The organism is Stenotrophomonas sp. C-A (assembly GCF_054030835.1).
This window is the reverse complement of the sequence record NZ_CM132916.1, coordinates 955,549-973,623: the sequence shown is the minus strand read 5'-3', so window position 1 is coordinate 973,623 and position 18,075 is coordinate 955,549. Positions and strand designations below refer to the sequence as shown.

The window sequence follows — 18,075 nt, the reverse complement described above, 5'->3', positions numbered from 1 at the left end:
GGCAATGCCGGGCCTTCTTCGATCCTGCTCGCCGCCAGGCTTACAGGTTCTCTTCGGTGGTCTGGATCACGAACTTCTTGCGCATCGCCTCGACGTAGGCCTTGGCTGCGGCCATGCCATCGATCTGGCTGAGCTGGTCCTTGAGCTGCTTCTGCTGCTCGGCAGTCACTTCCTTGATGTCGCCCGGGTTGACCTTGTTCACTGCGAACAGCAGCGCGTGGCCGTTGACATCCACCTTGCCATAGCTCGGCTTGCCCTCGGCCGGCACCGGCGCGCTGAAGATTGCGCGGTTGATTTCCGGAGTCGGCACCGGCTGGCTGCGCGGCAGGCCTGGCATCGGGCTCAGCTGCAGCTTCTCGCTGGCAGCCAGCGACTGCAGGGTGGCACCGGCCTTCAGCTTGGCCAGCACGGCGTCGGCGGCCTTGTCGCTGGCCTGGCGCTGGCGGTCGGCGCGGATCGCGGCGATCACCTGTTCGCGCGCCTTGTCCAGCGGCGTTGCCTGTTCCGGAGTATGCGCGGCAACGCGGATGACCACGCTGTGGTTGGTCGCGCCGCCCAGGGCGATCGGGTCGCTGGCGGTCCCGTCCTGCACCAGCACGTCGGAGAACGCGGCACGCAGCACGGCCGGGTCAGCGGCGATGCCACTGGCAGTGGCACGGGTGATCGGGCCCAGGGTCTGCAGCGGCAGGTTCACTTCCTTGGCCGCAGCAGCCAGATCGCTCGGGCTCTTGTTGATGGCGTCGACCAGCTTGCCGGCCAGTTCGTTGAAGCCGCGCTCGCCGTCGGCCTTCAACTGCTCGGCAGCCAGCGTGTCACGCACTTCCTCGAAGGACTTGCCTTCGCCACCGCGCACCGCGGCGACCTTGATGATGTGGTAGCCGAACTCGGTCTTGACCGGGCCAATCACGTCACCGGCCTTGGCGGCGAACAGCGCATCTTCGAACGGCTTGACCATCGCGCCGCGTTCGACCCAACCCAGGTCACCGCCCTGATCCTTTGAACCCGGGTCTTCCGAATTGGCCTTGGCCAGTGCAGCGAAGTCGGCACCGGCCGCCTTGGCTTCGGCAGCGATCTTGTTCGCCTTGGCTTCGGCGCCGTCACCGGTGATCAGGATATGGGCAGCCTGGCGCTGTTCCGGCGAGGTGAACTTCGCCTTCTCGTCTTCATAGCGCTTGCGCAGGGTCGCTTCGTCAGCCGCGGTCGGTGCCGGCAGGTTCGCGCCGTTGATCTCGACGTATTCCAGCGACACGCTTTCGGCCTGGCGGAAATCCTTGCCGTGGCTGTCATACCACTGCTTGATCTGTTCGTCGGTGACCGGCGCGGTATCGGCCGGCACTTCCGGCAGCGCGGCCAGCTCGACGTCGCGGGTTTCACCCAGCAGCTTCAGCAGGCGCTCGGTCTCGGCCTGGGTGACGAAGCCCGAATTCTGCAGGCCCGACGGAATCACCGACTGCTGCAGGCTCTCGCGCACCAGCTCCTGGAACTGCGTGGGCGTACGCGGCGGATTGCCACCGGCCAGGGCCAGGCGATAGTTGTTCTCGTTGAACTTGCCGTTCGAATCGAGGAAGGCCGGGATGGTGGCGATGTACTCGCGCACCGCACCGTCGCCCACCACGACACCGGCCTGCTCGCCCACCAGGCGCACGACCTGCTCGTCGATCAGCTGATCGAGCACGGCCATCTTGTTTTCAGTGCTTTCGAACGCGCGCGGGTCGAAGTTCTCACCCTGCTGCTGGCGCTCGCGCATGCGCTCCTGCTCGAAGCGGGTGCGGAAATCCTGCGCACTGATCTCGTGGTGCTGCCACAGCATGCGCACCGGCCACCACGACGGCGCCGAACGCCACCAGGTCGGCGGCGCGGAAACCTTGGCCACGTTCTGTGCGCCAACGCCACCGAGGTAGCTGTTGTCGATCACGAACAGGAACGGAATCATCAGCAGCCCCAGGATCACGGTGACGATCCAGCCTGAGGTCTTGTCGCGGAGTTTCTGCAGCATGGTGAGAATCACAAGGCCTGATTGGCGAGCCCGGCAGTGTAACCCGCTTCGCCGCAGGGACCAAAAGCAGCGCCGGCGCGGCCTGCGCCGATCTTCGTGGACCTGCACCATCAGCACATCGGCAGGCCTGCCGGCACGGCCCAAAGAAAAAGCCCCCGGCTTGCGCCGAGGGCTTTTAAAGTTGGCGGAGCGGACGGGACTCGAACCCGCGACCTCCGGCGTGACAGGCCAGCATTCTAACCAGCTGAACTACCGCTCCGCGCTGAAACTTTGCAGGCGCCCAGTATATCCGAAGACTCCCTGGAAACCCAGCCCGATGAACACTTTTTTCAAAGTTTTTTCACAGGGACTTAAGAATTCTGCAATGGCGGAGCGGACGGGACTCGAACCCGCGACCTCCGGCGTGACAGGCCAGCATTCTAACCAGCTGAACTACCGCTCCGTTCTTGCAAAAACCTTTTCGTCTTCCTCCCGAACCTGTCGGTGAGAAGACAAGGCCCCCAGCTTTGGGCCGGGGGCCTCGATGTAGTGGCGGAGCGGACGGGACTCGAACCCGCGACCTCCGGCGTGACAGGCCAGCATTCTAACCAGCTGAACTACCGCTCCGCATTGTTGCTTTTTTTGTTTTCCCACCGGCCTGGACCGGGGAGAAAACAAAGCCTCCAGCTTTTGGCCGGAGGCCTCGTTGAATGGCGGAGCGGACGGGACTCGAACCCGCGACCTCCGGCGTGACAGGCCAGCATTCTAACCAGCTGAACTACCGCTCCACACTCAAACTTTTACCGCGGTGCTGTGGTGGGTGCTGAGGGTTTCGAACCCCCGACCCTCTCCGTGTAAAGGAGACGCTCTACCGCTGAGCTAAGCACCCCAGCGAGCCGCTTAGTTTACAGCATCCTTCAGGGCCTTACCAGCCTTGAACGACGGATTCTTCGAAGCAGCGATCTTGATGGTGTCGCCGGTCTTCGGGTTGCGGCCGGTGCGGGCAGCACGGTCGCGGACCTGGAAGGTACCGAAGCCAACCAGGGTGACCGCATCGCCGTCCTTCAGCGCCTTGGTGACGGCAGCAACGACGGCATCGACAGCGCGGCTGGACTCGGCCTTGGTCAGGTCGGCAGCTTCAGCAACGGCATCGATCAATTCGGTCTTGTTCATTCTCTACAACTCCTTTGGCGGTGGGTTCCGCTTATTCGACAGGGAAGCAACCGCACGCCTTCTGCATGCGGCCGCCATGTGGAAACGGTTCGCCGATTCAGTCATCGCTGACAGCGATCACTCATTCGCGAGTGCTGCTTTTATACCAGTGGCCCTACCCCCACGCAAGCTGGAAAGCCAGCAACGACGCGGGTTTCGGGCCATCGGACAGCGCGCGTCAATGCTTGACGCGCGCGCTTCCACTCGGTTTGGCCTTGCTGCGCACCGTGACACGCTGCGCACTCTTGCGCGCCTTCTTCGGTGCCAGCGGACGCTCCAGCGCCAGGTCCAGGACTTCTTCGATGTACTTCACCGGCACGATCTCCAGATCGCGGGTGACGTTGGCCGGAATGTCTGCAAGGTCCTTGCGGTTCTCTTCCGGGATGATGACCGTGCGGATGCCGCCCCGCAGTGCGGCCAGCAGCTTCTCCTTCAAGCCACCGATGGCGGTGACACGACCACGCAGGGTGATCTCGCCGGTCATCGCCACGTCGGCACGCACCGGCACCTTGGTCAGCATCGAAACCAGCGAGGTGACCATTGCCGCACCAGCACTCGGGCCGTCCTTCGGCGTGGCGCCATCGGGCACGTGCAGATGCACGTCGTGCTTCTGCAGGAAGTCGCTGTCGATGCCGAAGCCCACGGCGCGCGAACGCACCACCGACAGTGCCGCCGACGCCGATTCCTTCATCACGTTGCCGAGCTGGCCGGTCAGGATCAGCTGGCCCTTGCCCGGCACCAGCGTTGATTCGATCTGCAGCAGATCGCCACCGACTTCGGTCCAGGCCAGGCCGGTGACCAGGCCGATCTCGTTTTCTTCCTCGGCACGGCCGAAGTCGAAGCGACGCACGCCCAGGTACTTGTCCAGGTTCTTGCTGGACACGCTCACCAGCGCCTTGGACTTCTTCGTGCCCTTCTTCGCTTTCACCGGCTGCGGGCCGGCCAGCGCGATCTCCTTCACCACCTTGCGGCAGATCTTGGCGATCTCGCGTTCCAGGTTGCGCACGCCCGATTCGCGCGTGTAGTAGCGCACGATGTCCTGGATGGCATCACTGCCGATCTCCAGTTCTTCCGGCTGCAGGCCGTTGGCCTTGATCTGCTTCGGCACCAGGTAGCGGGTGGCGATGTTGAGCTTCTCATCCTCGGTGTAGCCGGGGATGCGGATCACTTCCATGCGGTCCAGCAGCGGGCCCGGAATGTTGAGCGAGTTCGAGGTGGCCACGAACATCACTTCGGACAGGTCCAGATCCACTTCCAGGTAGTGGTCGTTGAACGCGTTGTTCTGCTCCGGGTCGAGCACTTCCAGCAGCGCCGAAGACGGATCGCCACGGAAGTCCATCGACATCTTGTCGATCTCGTCGAGCACGAACAGCGGGTTCTTGCTGCCGACCTTGTTGAGGTTCTGCACGATGCGGCCCGGCATCGAACCGACGTAGGTACGACGGTGGCCACGGATCTCGGCCTCGTCACGCACGCCGCCCAGCGACATGCGCACGAACTTGCGGTTGGTGGCCTTGGCGATGGACTGGCCCAGCGAGGTCTTGCCCACGCCCGGCGGCCCGACCAGGCACAGGATCGGGCCCTTCATCTGTTTCACGCGCGACTGCACCGCCAGGTATTCAAGGATGCGCTCCTTGACCTTCTCCAGGCCGTAGTGATCGGCATCGAGGGTGTCCTGCGCCACCTTCAGGTCCTTGCGCACCTTGCTGCGCTTCTTCCACGGCACGCCCAGCAGCCACTCCAGGTAGTTGCGCACGACCGCGGCTTCGGCCGACATCGGCGACATCTGCTTGAGCTTGTTCAGTTCGTTGCGTGCCTTGGCTTCAACGGCCTTCGGCATGCCGGCTTCGGCGATCTTGCGGGCCAGCTCTTCCAGCTCGCCCGGCGCGTCGTCCAGGTCACCCAGTTCCTTCTGGATGGCCTTCATCTGTTCGTTGAGGTAGTACTCGCGCTGGCTCTTCTCCATCTGCGACTTCACGCGGCCGCGGATGCGCTTTTCCATCTGCTGCACGTCGATCTCGCCATCGACCAGGCCGACCAGCATCTCCAGGCGATCGCCGACGGCCAGCGTTTCCAGCAGGCGCTGCTTGTCGGCCAGGCGCACGCTGATGTGCGCGGCGATGGTGTCGGCCAGGCGCGCCGGCTCATCGATGCCCGACAGCGTCTGCAGCAGTTCCGGCGGCAGCTTGCGGTTGGTCTTGACGTACTGCTCGAACAGCGACATCAGCGAGCGGGCGATCGCCTCGACCTCGCGCGCTTCGCGCTCGTCGGTGGCGTCGATTTCCACCGCCTGCCCGTGCAGCGAGCCGTTGCGCTCGTCGACGTGGGTGACCTGCACGCGCGACAGGCCTTCGACCAGCACCTTGATGGTGCCGTCGGGCAGCTTCAGCAGCTGCAGCACCTGCGCCAGCGTACCGACCTGGTAGAGGTCGGCCGCATGCGGGTCATCGGTCTCGGCCGACTTCTGCGCCAGCAGCAGGATGCGCTTGTCCGATTCCATTGCCTGTTCGAGCGCGTGCATGGACTTGTCACGGCCGACGAACAGCGGGATGACCATGTGCGGGAACACCACTACGTCGCGCAGCGGCAGGACCGGCAGGTCGAGGGTTTCACTTGGGGAACGGGCCATGGGGGCTCCAGGGAAGGGGAAAACCGCCTCCGGGAGGGCATCTTCCGGAGACAAAAAAAGCCGATGGCCCCGTTATGGGGCCATCGGCTTTCAGATGCAAGGCATTCCTTGAAAATCCTTTCCAATCAACAACCTGGAAGGATCACTCGGCGCCTGCGGCCTTCTGTTCAGGGGCCGCCGGGGTCTGGTAGATCAGGTACGGCTCGGACTTGTGCTCGATCACCGACTCGTCCACCACCACCTTGCTGACGTTTTCCTGCGACGGCAGGTCGTACATGGTGTCCAGCAGGACCGATTCGACGATGGTGCGCAGGCCACGGGCGCCGGTCTTGCGCTTGAGCGCCTTGCGGGCGATGGCCGACAACGCGTCCGGACGGAACTCCAGTTCGACGCTCTCCATCTCGAACAGCTTCTTGAACTGTTTGGTGATGGCGTTCTTCGGCTCGGTCAGGATCCTGATCAGGGCCGGCTCGTCCAGCTCCTCCAGGGTCGCCACCACCGGCAGGCGGCCGACGAACTCGGGGATCAGGCCGAACTTGATCAGGTCTTCCGGCTCGACTTCGGCCAGCACCTTGCCCACTTCCTGCTTGCGCTCGCTGCTCTTCACCTTGGCGCCGAAGCCGATGCTGCCGACGTCGGTGGAACGGGCCTGGATCACCTTGTCCAGCCCAGCGAACGCGCCGCCGCAGATGAACAGGATGTTCTTGGTGTCCACCTGCAGGAATTCCTGCTGCGGGTGCTTGCGGCCGCCCTGCGGCGGAACGCTGGCCACGGTGCCTTCGATCAGCTTCAGCAGGGCCTGCTGCACGCCTTCGCCGGACACGTCGCGGGTGATCGACGGGTTCTCGCTCTTGCGCGAGATCTTGTCGATTTCATCGATGTAGACGATGCCCTGCTGTGCCTTCTCGACGTCGTAGTCGCACTTCTGCAGCAGCTTCTGGATGATGTTCTCCACGTCCTCGCCCACGTAACCGGCTTCGGTCAGCGTGGTGGCGTCGGCCATGGTGAACGGCACGTTGAGCAGGCGGGCCAGGGTCTCGGCCAGCAGGGTCTTGCCCGAACCGGTCGGGCCGACCAGCAGGATGTTCGACTTCGCCAGTTCGACGTCGTCGTTCTTCTGCCGGCTCTCGATGCGCTTGTAGTGGTTGTACACGGCCACGGCCAGGGTGCGCTTGGCGCGGTTCTGGCCGATCACGTACTGGTCGAGCACCTCGAGGATCTCGCGCGGCTTCGGCAGCGAACTGCGCGCCGACTGCGCCTTTTCCTCAAGCTCCTCGCGGATGATGTCGTTGCACAGCTCCACGCACTCATCGCAGATGAACACGCTCGGACCCGCAATCAGCTTGCGCACTTCATGCTGGCTCTTGCCGCAGAAAGAGCAGTAGAGGATCTTGCCGGTGTCCGTGGAACGACCTTGGCGGTCTTCGCTCATGCTTCGCTTACCCAGTTACCCCACCCGCTGAACGGGGGTTCGATTCGAGAATAGCACAGGGCCGAGGGGACACCAGTCCCACCCGACCCTGCAGGAACGGGGCCTCCATGGCCCCGTGAAGGCCGGTCAGCCGGCCTGGATCGACTCATCCGGACGACGCTCCAGGACCTGGTCGACCAGACCGTAGGCCTGCGCCTCGAAGGCGCTCTTGAAGTTGTCGCGCTCGGTGTCACGGGCGATCGTCTCCAGCGACTGGCCGGTGTGCTTGGCCAGCACCTCGTTCAGGCGCGAACGCAGGGTCAGGATCTCACGCGCGTGGATGTCGATGTCGGTGGCCTGGCCCTGGTAGCCGCCCAGCGGCTGGTGGATCATCACGCGCGAGTTCGGCAGCGCATAGCGCTTGCCGGCTTCGCCCGCAGCCAGCAGCAGGGCACCCATCGAGGCGGCCTGGCCGATGCAGGTGGTGCTCACATTCGGCTTGATGTACTGCATGGTGTCGTAGATCGCCATGCCGGCGGTGACCACGCCACCCGGCGAGTTGATGTAGATGTTGATGTCCTTTTCCGGGTTTTCCGATTCCAGGAACAGCAACTGCGCCACCACAACGTTGGCCATGTGATCGTCGATCGGGCCCACGAGGAAGATCAGGCGCTCCTTCAACAGGCGCGAATAGATGTCGTAGGCACGCTCGCCGCGGCTGGTCTGCTCGACCACCATCGGAACCAGGTTCAGGGCTTTGGTTCGGTTGTCCATTACGTGAGGTACCTATCTTGGGGGGCAACAACCCCGCGCCGGCAAAGGCGCGGGGCATCCGGTGATCCGCCCGGGCTTACTGGCGGATCGCGTCCTGGAACGACAGCTTCTCTTCGGTGTGCTGGGCACGCTCGGCGATCCAGTCGATCACCTGCTCTTCCATTACACGGTTCTGCAGGCCAGACATCAGCTGGGGGTCGTTGCGGTACATCTCAATGACCTGTTCCGGCTCTTCGTAGGTCGACGCGATCAGACGCATCGTTTCGTTCAGGCGCTTGGCTTCCAGGCGCAGGTCGTTGATACGGGCCACTTCACCGACCAGCAGGCCGACCAGCACGCGCTTGGCGGCCGCTTCCTTGAAGCCTTCGTGGGCATCGGCCGGGATCTCGCCGACGTTCTGGCCGTTGCGGCGGATCTGCTCGACCTGCTGGGCCAGCATGGCGCGGGCTTCGTTCTCGACCAGGCGCGGCGGCATTTCCACCGACGAATAGGCGGCGATGAGCTGCTCGCCCACTTCGCGGCGCAGGCGGTTCATCAGGGCACCCTTCAGCTCGCGCTCCAGGTTGGCGCGGATGTCGCTGCGGAACTGCTCCACGTCGCCGCCCTTCACGCCGAAGCTCTTGATGAAGGCTTCGTCGACCGCCGGCACGACCGGCTCGGAGACTTCGGCGACCTTGACGGTGACCTGCACGGTCTTGCCGGCCAGCACCGGCACGCGCCAGTCAGCCGGGAACTCGACATCCAGGGTCTTCTCTTCGCCCTTGGCCAGGCCGACCAGGCCCTTTTCGATGGTGTCGAACATCATGCCCTGGCCGAGCACGATCGAACCCTTCTCGGTGCCTTCGGCCGGCAGGCGCTCTTCGCCGGCCTGCGACCAGGTTTCCACCGCGACCAGGTCACCGTCCTGTGCGCCGCGGCTGACCGGGGCCCAGGTGCGACGCTGGTTCTGCAGGTTCTCGATCATCTGGTCGATGTCGGCGTCGGTGATCTCGGCGCTGTGGCGCACAACGGTCAGCTTGCTGACGTCGATGTCGCCGAAGTCCGGCACCACCTCCACGGTGGCCACGAAGGAGAACTCACCCTCGTCGCCCTTGTCGATGCGCGGGCTGCCGACGATGCGCAGGTCGTGCTCGCGCACGGCCGCGTCGAAGGTTTCGCGCAGCAGGCCGTCCAGCGCCTCGCCACGGACCTGCGCGCCGAAGCGCTGCTCGATCACCTTGGCCGGCACCTTGCCCGGACGGAAGCCCTTGATGCGGGTGGTTCGGGCGATTTCGCCCAGGCGGCCGACGATGTGGCTCTGCAGACGCTCTTCCGGCAGCGAGAAGCTCAGGCGGCGTTCCAGGTTGCCGGTGGATTCGATCGAAGCTTGCATGTTGACTCCTGCCACCGGTGGCCCACGCCCCCGGCTCGATGATTGGGATGAAACGGTTGTAAGGACACGACGTCTGGGACGCGCCTGCTTGCCGCAGCCCTTTAGTTTCGCCCAATTCGGCCTGCACTGCCAGCGCGTGCCGGTCAAGGGGGCGCAGATGGCCCGATCAGGGCGGGGACAGGCCGGCACTGGTGCGAAAGGGGGGACTCGAACCCCCACGCCTTGCGGCACTGGAACCTAAATCCAGGGCGTCTACCAATTCCGCCACTTTCGCGTGGCCGGCACAGGCATTCATTGTCGCAGGCGACGGCGGGAATCGGAAGGCCTGCACAAAACTGAACATGACAGCCGCGTGCTCATTGCCCGCGCCAAAGGCCGTCCCGAAGGCGTGCAACGGTTCGGGACGGCAGCGACTCAGTGCTTCGCCTCGGCAGGGGACGCAGGTGCGTCAGCGCCCTGCCCGGCCGCCACATCCACCTTGCGGATGTCCACGCCACCCTCGTCGGCGCGACGCAGCTCCATCGCCTCCGGCGCCGCTTCACCCTCCACCGGCTGCGCCGGCTGCATCTGCATGGCGTCACCGACCGGGCGCGCTGGAACCGCCTCCGTACCTGCATCGCGCTCCACGGTCTGCGCCGGATCACGTTCCGGCGCGCAGGCCGCCAGCGCCAGCAACGCAAATGAAACCCACAGCCCCCGGTGCAGTCGCTTCATATCGGCCATCAGGATCTTCCTTCGTACATACATGCGCCCTCGGCGCGGAAGATCCATTGGGTGCGATGAAGGGCGCAGCGCGGTGAGAAGCAGCGCACAGCATTGAAAACACTGATGACGCGTATGCCCCTGATTTCAGCATCGCTTCAGTAGATCCACGCCATGTGTGGATGAAATGCCACCCGGCGAACAGGCAAGAAAAAAGCCACTTGGTGAACCAAGGGGAAGCTGCTGCGCATTCGCGCCGCAGCCCCACGCTTTGCATGGCAAAGCGTGGGCCCCACTTCACCGGCCCCCACGTCTCCGCGGCTTCGCCGCGCCCCCTTGACTCAAGGGGGCTCCACTCCAGCCGGCACCGCTGGTATCTGCAGACGCCACCCGGCGAACAGGCAAGAAAAAAGCCACTTGGCGAACCAAGTGGCTTTCGTCTGGTGGGCTGTCAAGGATTCGAACCTTGGACCTATTGATTAAGAGTCAACTGCTCTACCAACTGAGCTAACAGCCCGAAATCGGGGCGCGAATTATGACCCGATCCGCTCGGTGGGTGCAAGCACTTTTTTCAACGTGGTTGAAACCAGCACTGCGGTCCCGCTGCTGCTGCAGATCCACGCCGAGCGGGTTCTGCAACGCGTGATCCATCGAAACGATAGGAGTCACACTTATAAGAAAAAAGCCACCTGGAATACCAGGTGGCTTCTGTCTTGGTGGGCCGTCAAGGATTCGAACCTTGGACCTATTGATTAAGAGTCAACTGCTCTACCAACTGAGCTAACGGCCCGTGAAACTCAGACGCACATTGTAGCGTGCTTTCTGTTTATTGCAATACCGTTTCGGCTGCGCCGATGCGGTTGAATCAGTGGGGTGGCTGAGGGGATTCGAACCCCCGACCACCGGAATCACAATCTGATTCCGCTGATCTTGAACCCCAGCAAGTGCAAGCACTTACGAGACGCACATCGTAACAGGTGACATCACGGGTGACAACTAGGTGACGCCTAGTGCCGTCACAGGTGACGCGAGGTGACGCCGAATAAAGTGGTCATCTTCGGCGGACCTCTCCTAGGACAACCATTCAGAACTACTCATTGCTGTTCACCACCGAGGACTACTACAGTTCCACATAGGTCCACCCAGGACCAACAACCGAACCACTCAGGACCGTACCGGGCAGCCCCCGGTGCGGTCCTCCCGTTTTGACTTTTGCATCCCCCGAGGGCAAACGATGACGACTTGGCAAGAGAACGACCTGCACGCCGCCCAGCTCGAACTGGAGAAGGAAAGCACCAGCCTGGGCATTGCCCGCTACGAGAAGATCAGGGAGCAGCGCCAGGAGGCCGAGACCGGCCCCGGCCGCAAGCTGGTCATGGAGAGCATCGACGCCACCGCCGCCGCGATCATGGCGTTCGTGGCCGAAGCCGACACCGGCAAGCCGGGCAAGCGCCACGCCGCCCTCAAGTTCATCCGCCACCTGAACCCCCACGCCCTCGCCTATCTGACCAGCTTCACCTGCGTCAACGCGCTGGTCGCCGATCACCGCAAGGCGGTGTCCGTGGCGATCACCCTGGGCCACGAGGTAGCCAACGAGATCAACTTCTCCCTGCTCCGCGAGAAGCACCCCGGCCTGTACCGGGTGGTCCAGGAGCAGCTCAAGAAGTCCACCTCGGCCCGGCACTCCACCGCCGTCATGCGGCACGTCATCGCCGACGCCGAGTTCGCCCCCGAGGACGACAAGCGCCTCTACCTGTCCGACAAGGACGCGCTGCTGGTGGGCATGAAGCTCATCGAGCTGTTCGTCGAGGCGACCGGGCTGGTCGAGCTGGTCACCGTGGCCGAGCGTGGCAAGCGCCACCTGCTCATCGCCGGGAATCAGAAGGTGCTCGACTGGCTGACCAAGGCCCACGACAGCGCCGCCCTGTACCAGCCGGTGCTGATGCCGATGGTCGTCCCGCCCCGTCCGTGGACCACGCCCCGCGACGGCGGCTACCTGACCGACATCGGCGGCCGGGCTGACCTCGTGCGTACCCGCAACCGCGCCTACAAGCGCGAGCTGGCGCTGGTCGATATGCCCAACGTCTACCAGGCCCTCAACGCCATCCAGGCAACCGCCTGGAAGGTGAACGTGCCCGTCCTGGAGGTCATGCGCGAGCTGTGGAACGCAGGCGGCGGTGTCGCCGGGCTGCCGGAGCGCGAGCTGATGGACCTGCCGAGCCGCCCTGCCCTGCTGGAGACCGACCCGGACTACTTCAAGGAGCACCACGCCGACGAGTTCAAGGAATGGAAGCGCGACCGCGCCAAGGTCTACGAGGCCAACGCGCGCAGCGTGTCCACCCGCCTCGCCGCCGCGCAGAAGATCGCCCTTGCGGAGAAGTTCGCCGAGTACCCCGCGATCTACTTCCCGCACAACCTCGACTTCCGCGGCCGGTGCTACCCCCTGCCCCCGACGCTGACCCCGCAGGGTGATGATGCGGCCAAGGGCCTGCTGACGTTCGCCCAAGGCGTGCCGCTCGGCGAGGACGGTGCCTACTGGCTCGCCATCCACGTCGCCAACTGCTTCGGCGTGGACAAGGTGTCGTTCGAGGAGCGCGTGGCCTGGGTGCGCGAGCACGAGGAGCAGATTCTCGACAGCGCCCTCGATCCGCTGGACGGCCAACGCTTCTGTATGGACGCCGACAGCCCGTTCTGCGCGCTGGCCGCGTGCTTCGAGTGGCTCGGCTACAGCCTCAACGGCCGCGATCACGTCTCCCATCTGCCCATCGCGCTCGACGGCTCCTGCAACGGCCTCCAGAACTTCTCGGCCATGCTCCGCGACTCCGTGGGCGGCGCAGCCACCAACCTGATCCCGCAGCCGAAGCCCGCCGACATCTATTCGCGCGTGAAGGACGTGGCCCAGGAGAAGCTGCGCGCCCGTGCCGAGAGCGGCGACCCGCTGGCGATCAAGCTGGACGGCCAGCTCACCCGTGACATCGTGAAGCAGCCGGTGATGACGCTGCCCTACGGCGTCACGAAGTCGGGCATGCGCGCCCAGGTGCTCTCCAAGTTCAAGAAGCTGGGCATGGAGGACGATTGGGAGACCGCCGAGTACCTGGCGACCCTGCTGTGGGAGTGCATTGGCGAGGTGGTGATCGCAGCCCGCGCGGCGATGGACTGGCTGCGTGACGCCTCCAAGGTCGCCTCGTCGGCCGACCTGCCGGTGAGCTGGACGACCCCTGCCGGCTTCCCGGTCCTCCAGGAGTACCGCGAGGAGGAAGGCGTCCGCATCCGGCCGCACGTCGGAGGCCGCGAGGTGAATTTAGTGGTCAACATCGGCGGTACTAAGCTCGACCGTCGCAGGCAGACCCTCGGGATCAGCCCGAACTTCGTCCACTCCTGCGACGCCAGCCACATGATGCTGACCACCTGCCTCGCGGCAGAGAACGGCATCGAGTCGTTCGCAATGATCCACGACTCCTACGGTACGCACGCAGGCCAGGCAGCAATCCTCGCCGCCGCACTCCGACAGGCGTTCGTCGATCAGTACAGCGGCGACGTACTGGCCGACTTCCGACAGCAACTCGTCGAGCAGCTCCCGCCAGAAGCGGCAGAGAAACTCCCACCCCTCCCGCCGCATGGCGACCTGGACCTCAGCCTGGTGCTGGAGTCGCGCTATTTCTTTGCCTAGTCCATCCCCCTTTGGCAATTGATACCCCAAACGAGAACATCCACATGAGCATCAACTACCAGCACGCACTGAACACCTACGTTGCTCAGGACCACTTCGGTGTGGTCCTCGGCATCTACAACCCGGCCGAACACGGCACGGTCGAGGAGTTCAAGCACCGCATGACGGAGCTGCACGCAGGTGCGTGATCGCGTCATCGACGGACTGCACTCACGTTCTGCCGAGAGCGCCGCACGCGGCGCTTTCGTCGTGATCGACAGCGTGCAGTCCCTCGGCCACCCGGCCGATCAGGTGATCGGCTTGGCGTGTGCCTTCAAGAACTTCTGCGAAGTGCTCAGCCTCGATCCGATGGAAGTGCTGCGGGTCGTCTCGCGCATGGAGCAGGACTGCCGCTACCGGCAGGTCAACACCCTCAACGCCGTGCGCCGCTACGCGGAGCGCGAGCTGAAACCGCACTACCCGTGATGCGTGACCCGATCACCGACGCCTTCATCGACGAGGCGCTCATCGGCTTCGACATCGACGAAGCCTTCGGCATTTCCGCCGACACCCCGCTGACCGCCGCCGCTGACCTGTGGCGCGCGGGCATCTATCTCCCGACCAACTACGAGACCGACAACTGATGGCAACCAAGAAGCGCGAACGATTCGTCTCCCCCAAGGGCACCGCAGTGTGGCCGCGCCTGAACGAACCGGACACCAAGTTCAAGCCGGAAGGCGAATACACCGTGAGCCTGGCGTTCGACCCGAACGACAAGGACTTCAAGGCGCTGGCGAAGAAGCTGGAAACCCGGCGCGACGAGCTGTTCCAGGAGTTCCTGAGCGAGAACCCGAAGAAGAAGAAGGGTGCCGAAGTGGCCCCGGTGTTCACCGAAGAAACCGACGAGAACGGCGATGACACCGGCCGCGTGCTGGTGAAGTTCAAGATGAAGGCCAGCGGCGTCAGCAAGCGCACCGGCAAGAAGTTCACCATGCGCCCGGACATCTTCGACGCCCGCGGCAAGAAGATCGACAACCCGCCGCAGATCGGCGGCGGCAGCGAACTCAAGGTCTCCTACGAGATCGGCGGCTCGTTCGTCGAATCGGCCAAGAAGTTCTACCTGACCTGCTACATGGTCGCCGTCCAGGTGATCGAGCTGGTCGAGTTCGGCCAGCGCAACGCCAAGGACTACGGCTTCGGCGAGGAGGACGGCTACGAGGCCGCCGACAGCGCGCCGTTCAGCGACAGCGATGACGACTCGGACGACGACAGCGACTCCGACGACGAGGGCGATGACGGCGACTACTGATCCGCTGTCGGTCATCGTGGACACCGCGAGGGGGGCCGAGCATTTGGCCTCCCTCACGTTCCCGTTTGACCCGGTGCCCGCCTCGCGCCCGAAGGTTTCGCGCTGGGGCGTCTACTACGGCAAGACCTACAAGACCTGGAAGGAAGCCGCAGAGAAGCATCTGCCAGCCGGTGACCTGGACCTGTCGCCGACCGATCCGGTTTTAGTGGTCATCATCGCGGTATGCAAACGCGCCAAGACCTCGAAGGCCGCGTTTCCCAAGGGCGACGTGGACAACCTCGCCAAGGGGCCGATGGACGTTGTGACCAAAGCCACCGGCTATTGGGCCGACGACAAGCAAGTCATGTGGCTGCTCTCCGGTAAGCGCTGGGCGCAGCCGGACGAAGAACCACGCACCGAAGTCCACCTCTACAAACTCTAAGTGCGCCTCAAACCTCTGGAATCGGTAGAGGCGCTGTTCGTCCTCGCCAGCATGACCCGCCCCGAGCAGGTCACGACCGGCGAAGAACTCGCACGCCTGCACCGCTCGCAGGGCTACTCGAAGATCGCCGTCCACTTCGTCATCGAACGTGACGGCTCGATCTACGACGGTCGCCCGCTGAATCAGCCCGGCGCTCTCGCCGGTAAGCACAACCAATCCGCATACCAAGTCTGCCTCCTGGGCGGCGTCAACGACGCCATGCAGCCCGAGGACAACTTCACCGAAGCCCAACACGCCGCGCTGCGACGCCTGCTCGCCGCCTACGGCAAGCCCGTCGTGTGGGCACCTGACTTCCCTCGATAGGAGAACCCAACGTGAAACCGCTGCCCCCGCAAACCCAGGTCGTCCTGGATCACCTGCGTCGCCACTCGCACCTGACCTCGTGGCAGGCCGAAGGCGTCTACCGCATCCGCCGCCTTGCCTCGCGCGTCGATGAGCTGCGCGCTGCTGGCTTCGAGATCGAAACGCAGACCTGCGAGGACGCCTCGGGGCAGCGGTACACGCGCTATCGCCTGTCGCGCCGTCAGCGCCGCAGCAAGGCTCCGCTCCTGGAAGCGCGCCGCGCTCCGAAGCAGTACCGCGTCGATGCGCTGCTCCAGCTGTATCGCAACTACTGCACCGACGAGCTGGGCCTCGACGCCAACGATGCGACCGAAGAAGTCGCCGCATTCACCAAGTTCCTGCTGGAGAAGAACGCATGACCAACACTGCCACCACCGTCATTCCGTCCGCGATGCGCCTGGCTTTCGAGCGCGCATGGGCGAGCGCCGACAAGCCCTTCCGCGGCCTGGGCCGCACCGTCAAGGGTGCGCTGAATCGTCGCCTCGGCATTTCCTACCGCAAGCGCATGTGGTCCGTGGAGCGTGCAAAGCGCTGACTCCGAATACCTCCACAAAGAGCCGTGCCCGAACTGCGGCAGCAAGGACAACCTTGCGCGCTACAGCGACGGGCACGGCTACTGCTTCGGCTGCGGTCACTACGAGCCAGCCGAAGGCGAGGAGGTCTCTCAACCCACCAGCAGGAAAACCATGAGCGACTTTGCGAAGGGTGAACCGCAAGCCCTGGCGAAGCGCGGTATCACTGAGGAAGCATGCCGTAAGTACGGCTACTGGATCGGCAAGGACAAGCACGGCAAGACCGTGCAGATCGCCAACTACAAGCGCGATGGCGGCATCGTCGCGCAGAAGCTCCGCTACCCCGACAAGAAGTTCTCGTTCATCGGCGACTCGAAGGCGTGCGGGCTGTTCGGCCAGCACCTCTACGAACCGGGGCGACGCCTCGTCATCACCGAAGGCGAGATCGACGCGCTCTCCGTGGCGCAGGCACTCGGCCTCCGCTGGCCGGTGGTGTCCGTCCCGAACGGGGCGCAAGGCGCAGCCAAGTCCATCAAGCGCGAGCTGGAGTGGGTCAACGGCTTCGACGAGGTTGTGCTCATGTTCGATATGGACGAACCGGGCCAGGCCGCCGCGCAGGAAGTGGCGCTGCTGCTGACTCCCGGCAAGGCCAAGATCGCACAGCTCCCAGCGAAAGACCCGAACGAGCTGCTCCAGCGTGGCGACGCCGAGGCGATCACTCGCGCCATCTACGAAGCGCAGACCAAGCGCCCCGATGGCGTGGTGACGTTCGGCTCCCTCAAGGAGAAGGCACTCAAGCCGGTCTCGATGGGCATGCCCTGGCACGACCCGCGCCTCACCGCGCTGACCTACGGCAAGCGGTACGGCGAGGTCTACACCTTCGGCGCAGGCACCGGCATCGGCAAGACCGACTGGCTGATGGAGGAAGCAGCCTTCATCGCGCAGGAAACCGGCGACCGTGTTGGCCTGTTCTTCCTAGAGCAGCAGCCGGTCGAGACGGCGAAGCGCATGGCAGGCAAGGTTGCAGGCCGCCGCTTCCACGTTCCCGATGGGAGCTGGACGCAGGAGGAACTGGAAGCCGCGTTCGAGATTCTCGACAAGGGCCAGGTGTTCATCTACGACCACTTCGGCTCGTCCGAGTGGGACGTGATCGAAGCCAAGATGGCCCACATGGTCGTCGCCGAGGGCGTCAAGCACATCGTCCTCGACAACCTCACGTCGTTCGCGGCCGGTGCCGAGGACGAGCGGAAGATGCTGGAGGACACGATGGCGAAGATCGCGCAGTTCGCGCAGCGCCACCTCATCTGCATCTACCTGGTCTCGCACCTCGCCACGCCGGAAGGCAAGCCCCACGAGGAAGGCGGGCGCGTGATGCTCCGTCACTTCAAGGGCAGCCGCGCCATCGGCTTCTGGACGCACTTCGCCTTCGGCCTGGAGCGCAACACGCAGGCCGAGAACGAGGCCGAGCGCAACTGCACGACCTTCCGCGTCCTCAAGGATCGCTTCACCGGCCAGTCGAACGGCCAGGTTCTCTACTACAGCTACGACCACGCATCCGGCCGTCTGCTCAATGCAGATGCTCCGGGCGAATACGGCGACTTCGCCGACGAGTCATCCGATGTATCCACCTCCGACTACTGACGGCCGCTCGGTCGTCGGCTTCATCCCAGCTGATGCTCCGCTCTCCTTCGCTGAGAGCCTCGTTCT

General features: G+C 64.3%; 17 protein-coding genes and 8 tRNA genes. 10 read left to right on the top strand and 15 right to left on the bottom strand.

Annotated features, from left to right (window positions below; translation table 11 throughout):
• Positions 1-40 precede the first annotated feature (40 nt).
• From ACW5IY_RS04555 to ACW5IY_RS04485, 15 genes are all read right to left on the bottom strand, one after another.
• Positions 41-1,996, bottom strand: coding sequence for a peptidyl-prolyl cis-trans isomerase (locus ACW5IY_RS04555; protein ID WP_049434286.1), 1,956 nt, complete (start codon positions 1,994-1,996; stop codon positions 41-43).
• Between the two features lie 182 nt (positions 1,997-2,178).
• A tRNA-Asp gene (locus ACW5IY_RS04550) sits at positions 2,179-2,255 on the bottom strand.
• Positions 2,256-2,361: 106 nt separating this feature from the next.
• A tRNA-Asp gene (locus ACW5IY_RS04545) sits at positions 2,362-2,438 on the bottom strand.
• A gap of 87 nt (positions 2,439-2,525) precedes the next feature.
• Positions 2,526-2,602, bottom strand: a tRNA-Asp gene (locus tag ACW5IY_RS04540).
• Positions 2,603-2,686: 84 nt separating this feature from the next.
• A tRNA-Asp gene (locus tag ACW5IY_RS04535) sits at positions 2,687-2,763 on the bottom strand.
• 26 nt (positions 2,764-2,789) lie between these two features.
• Positions 2,790-2,864 (bottom strand) — tRNA-Val (locus ACW5IY_RS04530).
• An 11-nt stretch (positions 2,865-2,875) separates the two neighbouring features.
• A complete protein-coding gene (locus tag ACW5IY_RS04525) occupies positions 2,876-3,148 on the bottom strand; it encodes an HU family DNA-binding protein (RefSeq protein ID WP_004146343.1) in 273 nt (90 codons plus the stop codon).
• A gap of 217 nt (positions 3,149-3,365) precedes the next feature.
• Entirely contained in the window at positions 3,366-5,816 is a 2,451-nt protein-coding gene (gene lon, locus ACW5IY_RS04520) for an endopeptidase La (RefSeq protein ID WP_049434084.1), read from the bottom strand.
• Positions 5,817-5,958: 142 nt separating this feature from the next.
• Positions 5,959-7,248, bottom strand: coding sequence for an ATP-dependent Clp protease ATP-binding subunit ClpX (gene clpX / locus ACW5IY_RS04515; RefSeq protein ID WP_019336555.1), 1,290 nt, complete (start codon positions 7,246-7,248; stop codon positions 5,959-5,961).
• Between the two features lie 126 nt (positions 7,249-7,374).
• Positions 7,375-8,001, bottom strand: a complete 627-nt coding sequence (gene clpP, locus ACW5IY_RS04510) for an ATP-dependent Clp endopeptidase proteolytic subunit ClpP (RefSeq protein ID WP_004146318.1) — start codon at positions 7,999-8,001, stop codon at positions 7,375-7,377.
• Between the two features lie 76 nt (positions 8,002-8,077).
• Positions 8,078-9,373 (bottom strand): trigger factor, encoded by a 1,296-nt coding sequence (gene tig / locus ACW5IY_RS04505; protein ID WP_049400909.1) that lies wholly within the window; start codon positions 9,371-9,373, stop codon positions 8,078-8,080.
• Positions 9,374-9,562: 189 nt separating this feature from the next.
• Positions 9,563-9,647: transfer RNA gene (locus ACW5IY_RS04500), tRNA-Leu, on the bottom strand.
• A gap of 140 nt (positions 9,648-9,787) precedes the next feature.
• The gene (locus ACW5IY_RS04495) at positions 9,788-10,096 is read right to left on the bottom strand and encodes a hypothetical protein (RefSeq protein WP_049434082.1); all 309 of its coding nucleotides are present in this window, start codon (positions 10,094-10,096) and stop codon (positions 9,788-9,790) included.
• 420 nt (positions 10,097-10,516) lie between these two features.
• Positions 10,517-10,592 (bottom strand) — tRNA-Lys (locus ACW5IY_RS04490).
• A gap of 197 nt (positions 10,593-10,789) precedes the next feature.
• Positions 10,790-10,865 (bottom strand) — tRNA-Lys (locus tag ACW5IY_RS04485).
• 444 nt (positions 10,866-11,309) lie between these two features.
• Between ACW5IY_RS04485 and ACW5IY_RS04480 the strand changes: the two genes are divergently transcribed.
• From ACW5IY_RS04480 to ACW5IY_RS04435, 10 genes are all read left to right on the top strand, one after another.
• Positions 11,310-13,745, top strand: a complete 2,436-nt coding sequence (locus ACW5IY_RS04480; RefSeq protein WP_457327027.1) for a DNA-directed RNA polymerase — start codon at positions 11,310-11,312, stop codon at positions 13,743-13,745.
• Between the two features lie 44 nt (positions 13,746-13,789).
• Positions 13,790-13,933 (top strand): hypothetical protein, encoded by a 144-nt coding sequence (locus ACW5IY_RS04475; protein WP_005412422.1) that lies wholly within the window; start codon positions 13,790-13,792, stop codon positions 13,931-13,933.
• Positions 13,926-14,210: a hypothetical protein gene (locus ACW5IY_RS04470; protein WP_049397849.1), complete on the top strand. Its 285-nt coding sequence runs from the start codon at positions 13,926-13,928 to the stop codon at positions 14,208-14,210. The genes ACW5IY_RS04475 and ACW5IY_RS04470 overlap by 8 nt, the downstream gene beginning before the upstream one ends.
• Complete coding sequence (locus ACW5IY_RS04465) at positions 14,210-14,368, top strand: hypothetical protein (RefSeq protein ID WP_154267700.1); 159 nt, start codon at positions 14,210-14,212, stop codon at positions 14,366-14,368. Before ACW5IY_RS04470 ends, ACW5IY_RS04465 begins: the two co-directional genes overlap by 1 nt.
• On the top strand, positions 14,368-15,033 hold the full coding sequence (locus ACW5IY_RS04460) for a hypothetical protein (protein WP_004154595.1): 666 nt from the start codon (positions 14,368-14,370) through the stop codon (positions 15,031-15,033). The genes ACW5IY_RS04465 and ACW5IY_RS04460 overlap by 1 nt, the downstream gene beginning before the upstream one ends.
• Positions 15,017-15,454, top strand: a complete 438-nt coding sequence (locus ACW5IY_RS04455) for a RusA family crossover junction endodeoxyribonuclease (RefSeq protein ID WP_160314062.1) — start codon at positions 15,017-15,019, stop codon at positions 15,452-15,454. Before ACW5IY_RS04460 ends, ACW5IY_RS04455 begins: the two co-directional genes overlap by 17 nt.
• On the top strand, positions 15,455-15,817 hold the full coding sequence (locus ACW5IY_RS04450; RefSeq protein ID WP_004154593.1) for an N-acetylmuramoyl-L-alanine amidase: 363 nt from the start codon (positions 15,455-15,457) through the stop codon (positions 15,815-15,817). It abuts the gene before it with no gap.
• An 11-nt stretch (positions 15,818-15,828) separates the two neighbouring features.
• Positions 15,829-16,215: a helix-turn-helix domain-containing protein gene (locus tag ACW5IY_RS04445; RefSeq protein WP_004154592.1), complete on the top strand. Its 387-nt coding sequence runs from the start codon at positions 15,829-15,831 to the stop codon at positions 16,213-16,215.
• Positions 16,212-16,391 carry a hypothetical protein gene (locus ACW5IY_RS04440; protein WP_049434079.1) on the top strand — a complete coding sequence of 60 codons (180 nt, stop codon included), beginning with the start codon at positions 16,212-16,214 and terminating at the stop codon, positions 16,389-16,391. The genes ACW5IY_RS04445 and ACW5IY_RS04440 overlap by 4 nt, the downstream gene beginning before the upstream one ends.
• A 151-nt stretch (positions 16,392-16,542) precedes the next feature.
• Positions 16,543-18,009 (top strand): toprim domain-containing protein, encoded by a 1,467-nt coding sequence (locus ACW5IY_RS04435; RefSeq protein ID WP_005412418.1) that lies wholly within the window; start codon positions 16,543-16,545, stop codon positions 18,007-18,009.
• Positions 18,010-18,075 lie beyond the last annotated feature (66 nt).

Bases quoted from the DNA above. Each gene is read 5' to 3' on its own strand.
- ACW5IY_RS04555 (WP_049434286.1), bottom strand. From the start codon at position 1,996: ATGCTGCAGAAACTCCGCGACAAGACCTCAGGCTGGATCGTCACCGTG.
- ACW5IY_RS04525 (WP_004146343.1), bottom strand. From the start codon at position 3,148: ATGAACAAGACCGAATTGATCGATGCCGTTGCTGAAGCTGCCGACCTG.
- lon (WP_049434084.1), bottom strand. From the start codon at position 5,816: ATGGCCCGTTCCCCAAGTGAAACCCTCGACCTGCCGGTCCTGCCGCTG.
- clpX (WP_019336555.1), bottom strand. From the start codon at position 7,248: ATGAGCGAAGACCGCCAAGGTCGTTCCACGGACACCGGCAAGATCCTC.
- clpP (WP_004146318.1), bottom strand. From the start codon at position 8,001: ATGGACAACCGAACCAAAGCCCTGAACCTGGTTCCGATGGTGGTCGAG.
- tig (WP_049400909.1), bottom strand. From the start codon at position 9,373: ATGCAAGCTTCGATCGAATCCACCGGCAACCTGGAACGCCGCCTGAGC.
- ACW5IY_RS04495 (WP_049434082.1), bottom strand. From the start codon at position 10,096: ATGGCCGATATGAAGCGACTGCACCGGGGGCTGTGGGTTTCATTTGCG.
- ACW5IY_RS04480 (WP_457327027.1), top strand. From the start codon at position 11,310: ATGACGACTTGGCAAGAGAACGACCTGCACGCCGCCCAGCTCGAACTG.
- ACW5IY_RS04475 (WP_005412422.1), top strand. From the start codon at position 13,790: ATGAGCATCAACTACCAGCACGCACTGAACACCTACGTTGCTCAGGAC.
- ACW5IY_RS04465 (WP_154267700.1), top strand. From the start codon at position 14,210: ATGCGTGACCCGATCACCGACGCCTTCATCGACGAGGCGCTCATCGGC.
- ACW5IY_RS04460 (WP_004154595.1), top strand. From the start codon at position 14,368: ATGGCAACCAAGAAGCGCGAACGATTCGTCTCCCCCAAGGGCACCGCA.
- ACW5IY_RS04455 (WP_160314062.1), top strand. From the start codon at position 15,017: ATGACGGCGACTACTGATCCGCTGTCGGTCATCGTGGACACCGCGAGG.
- ACW5IY_RS04440 (WP_049434079.1), top strand. From the start codon at position 16,212: ATGACCAACACTGCCACCACCGTCATTCCGTCCGCGATGCGCCTGGCT.
- ACW5IY_RS04435 (WP_005412418.1), top strand. From the start codon at position 16,543: ATGAGCGACTTTGCGAAGGGTGAACCGCAAGCCCTGGCGAAGCGCGGT.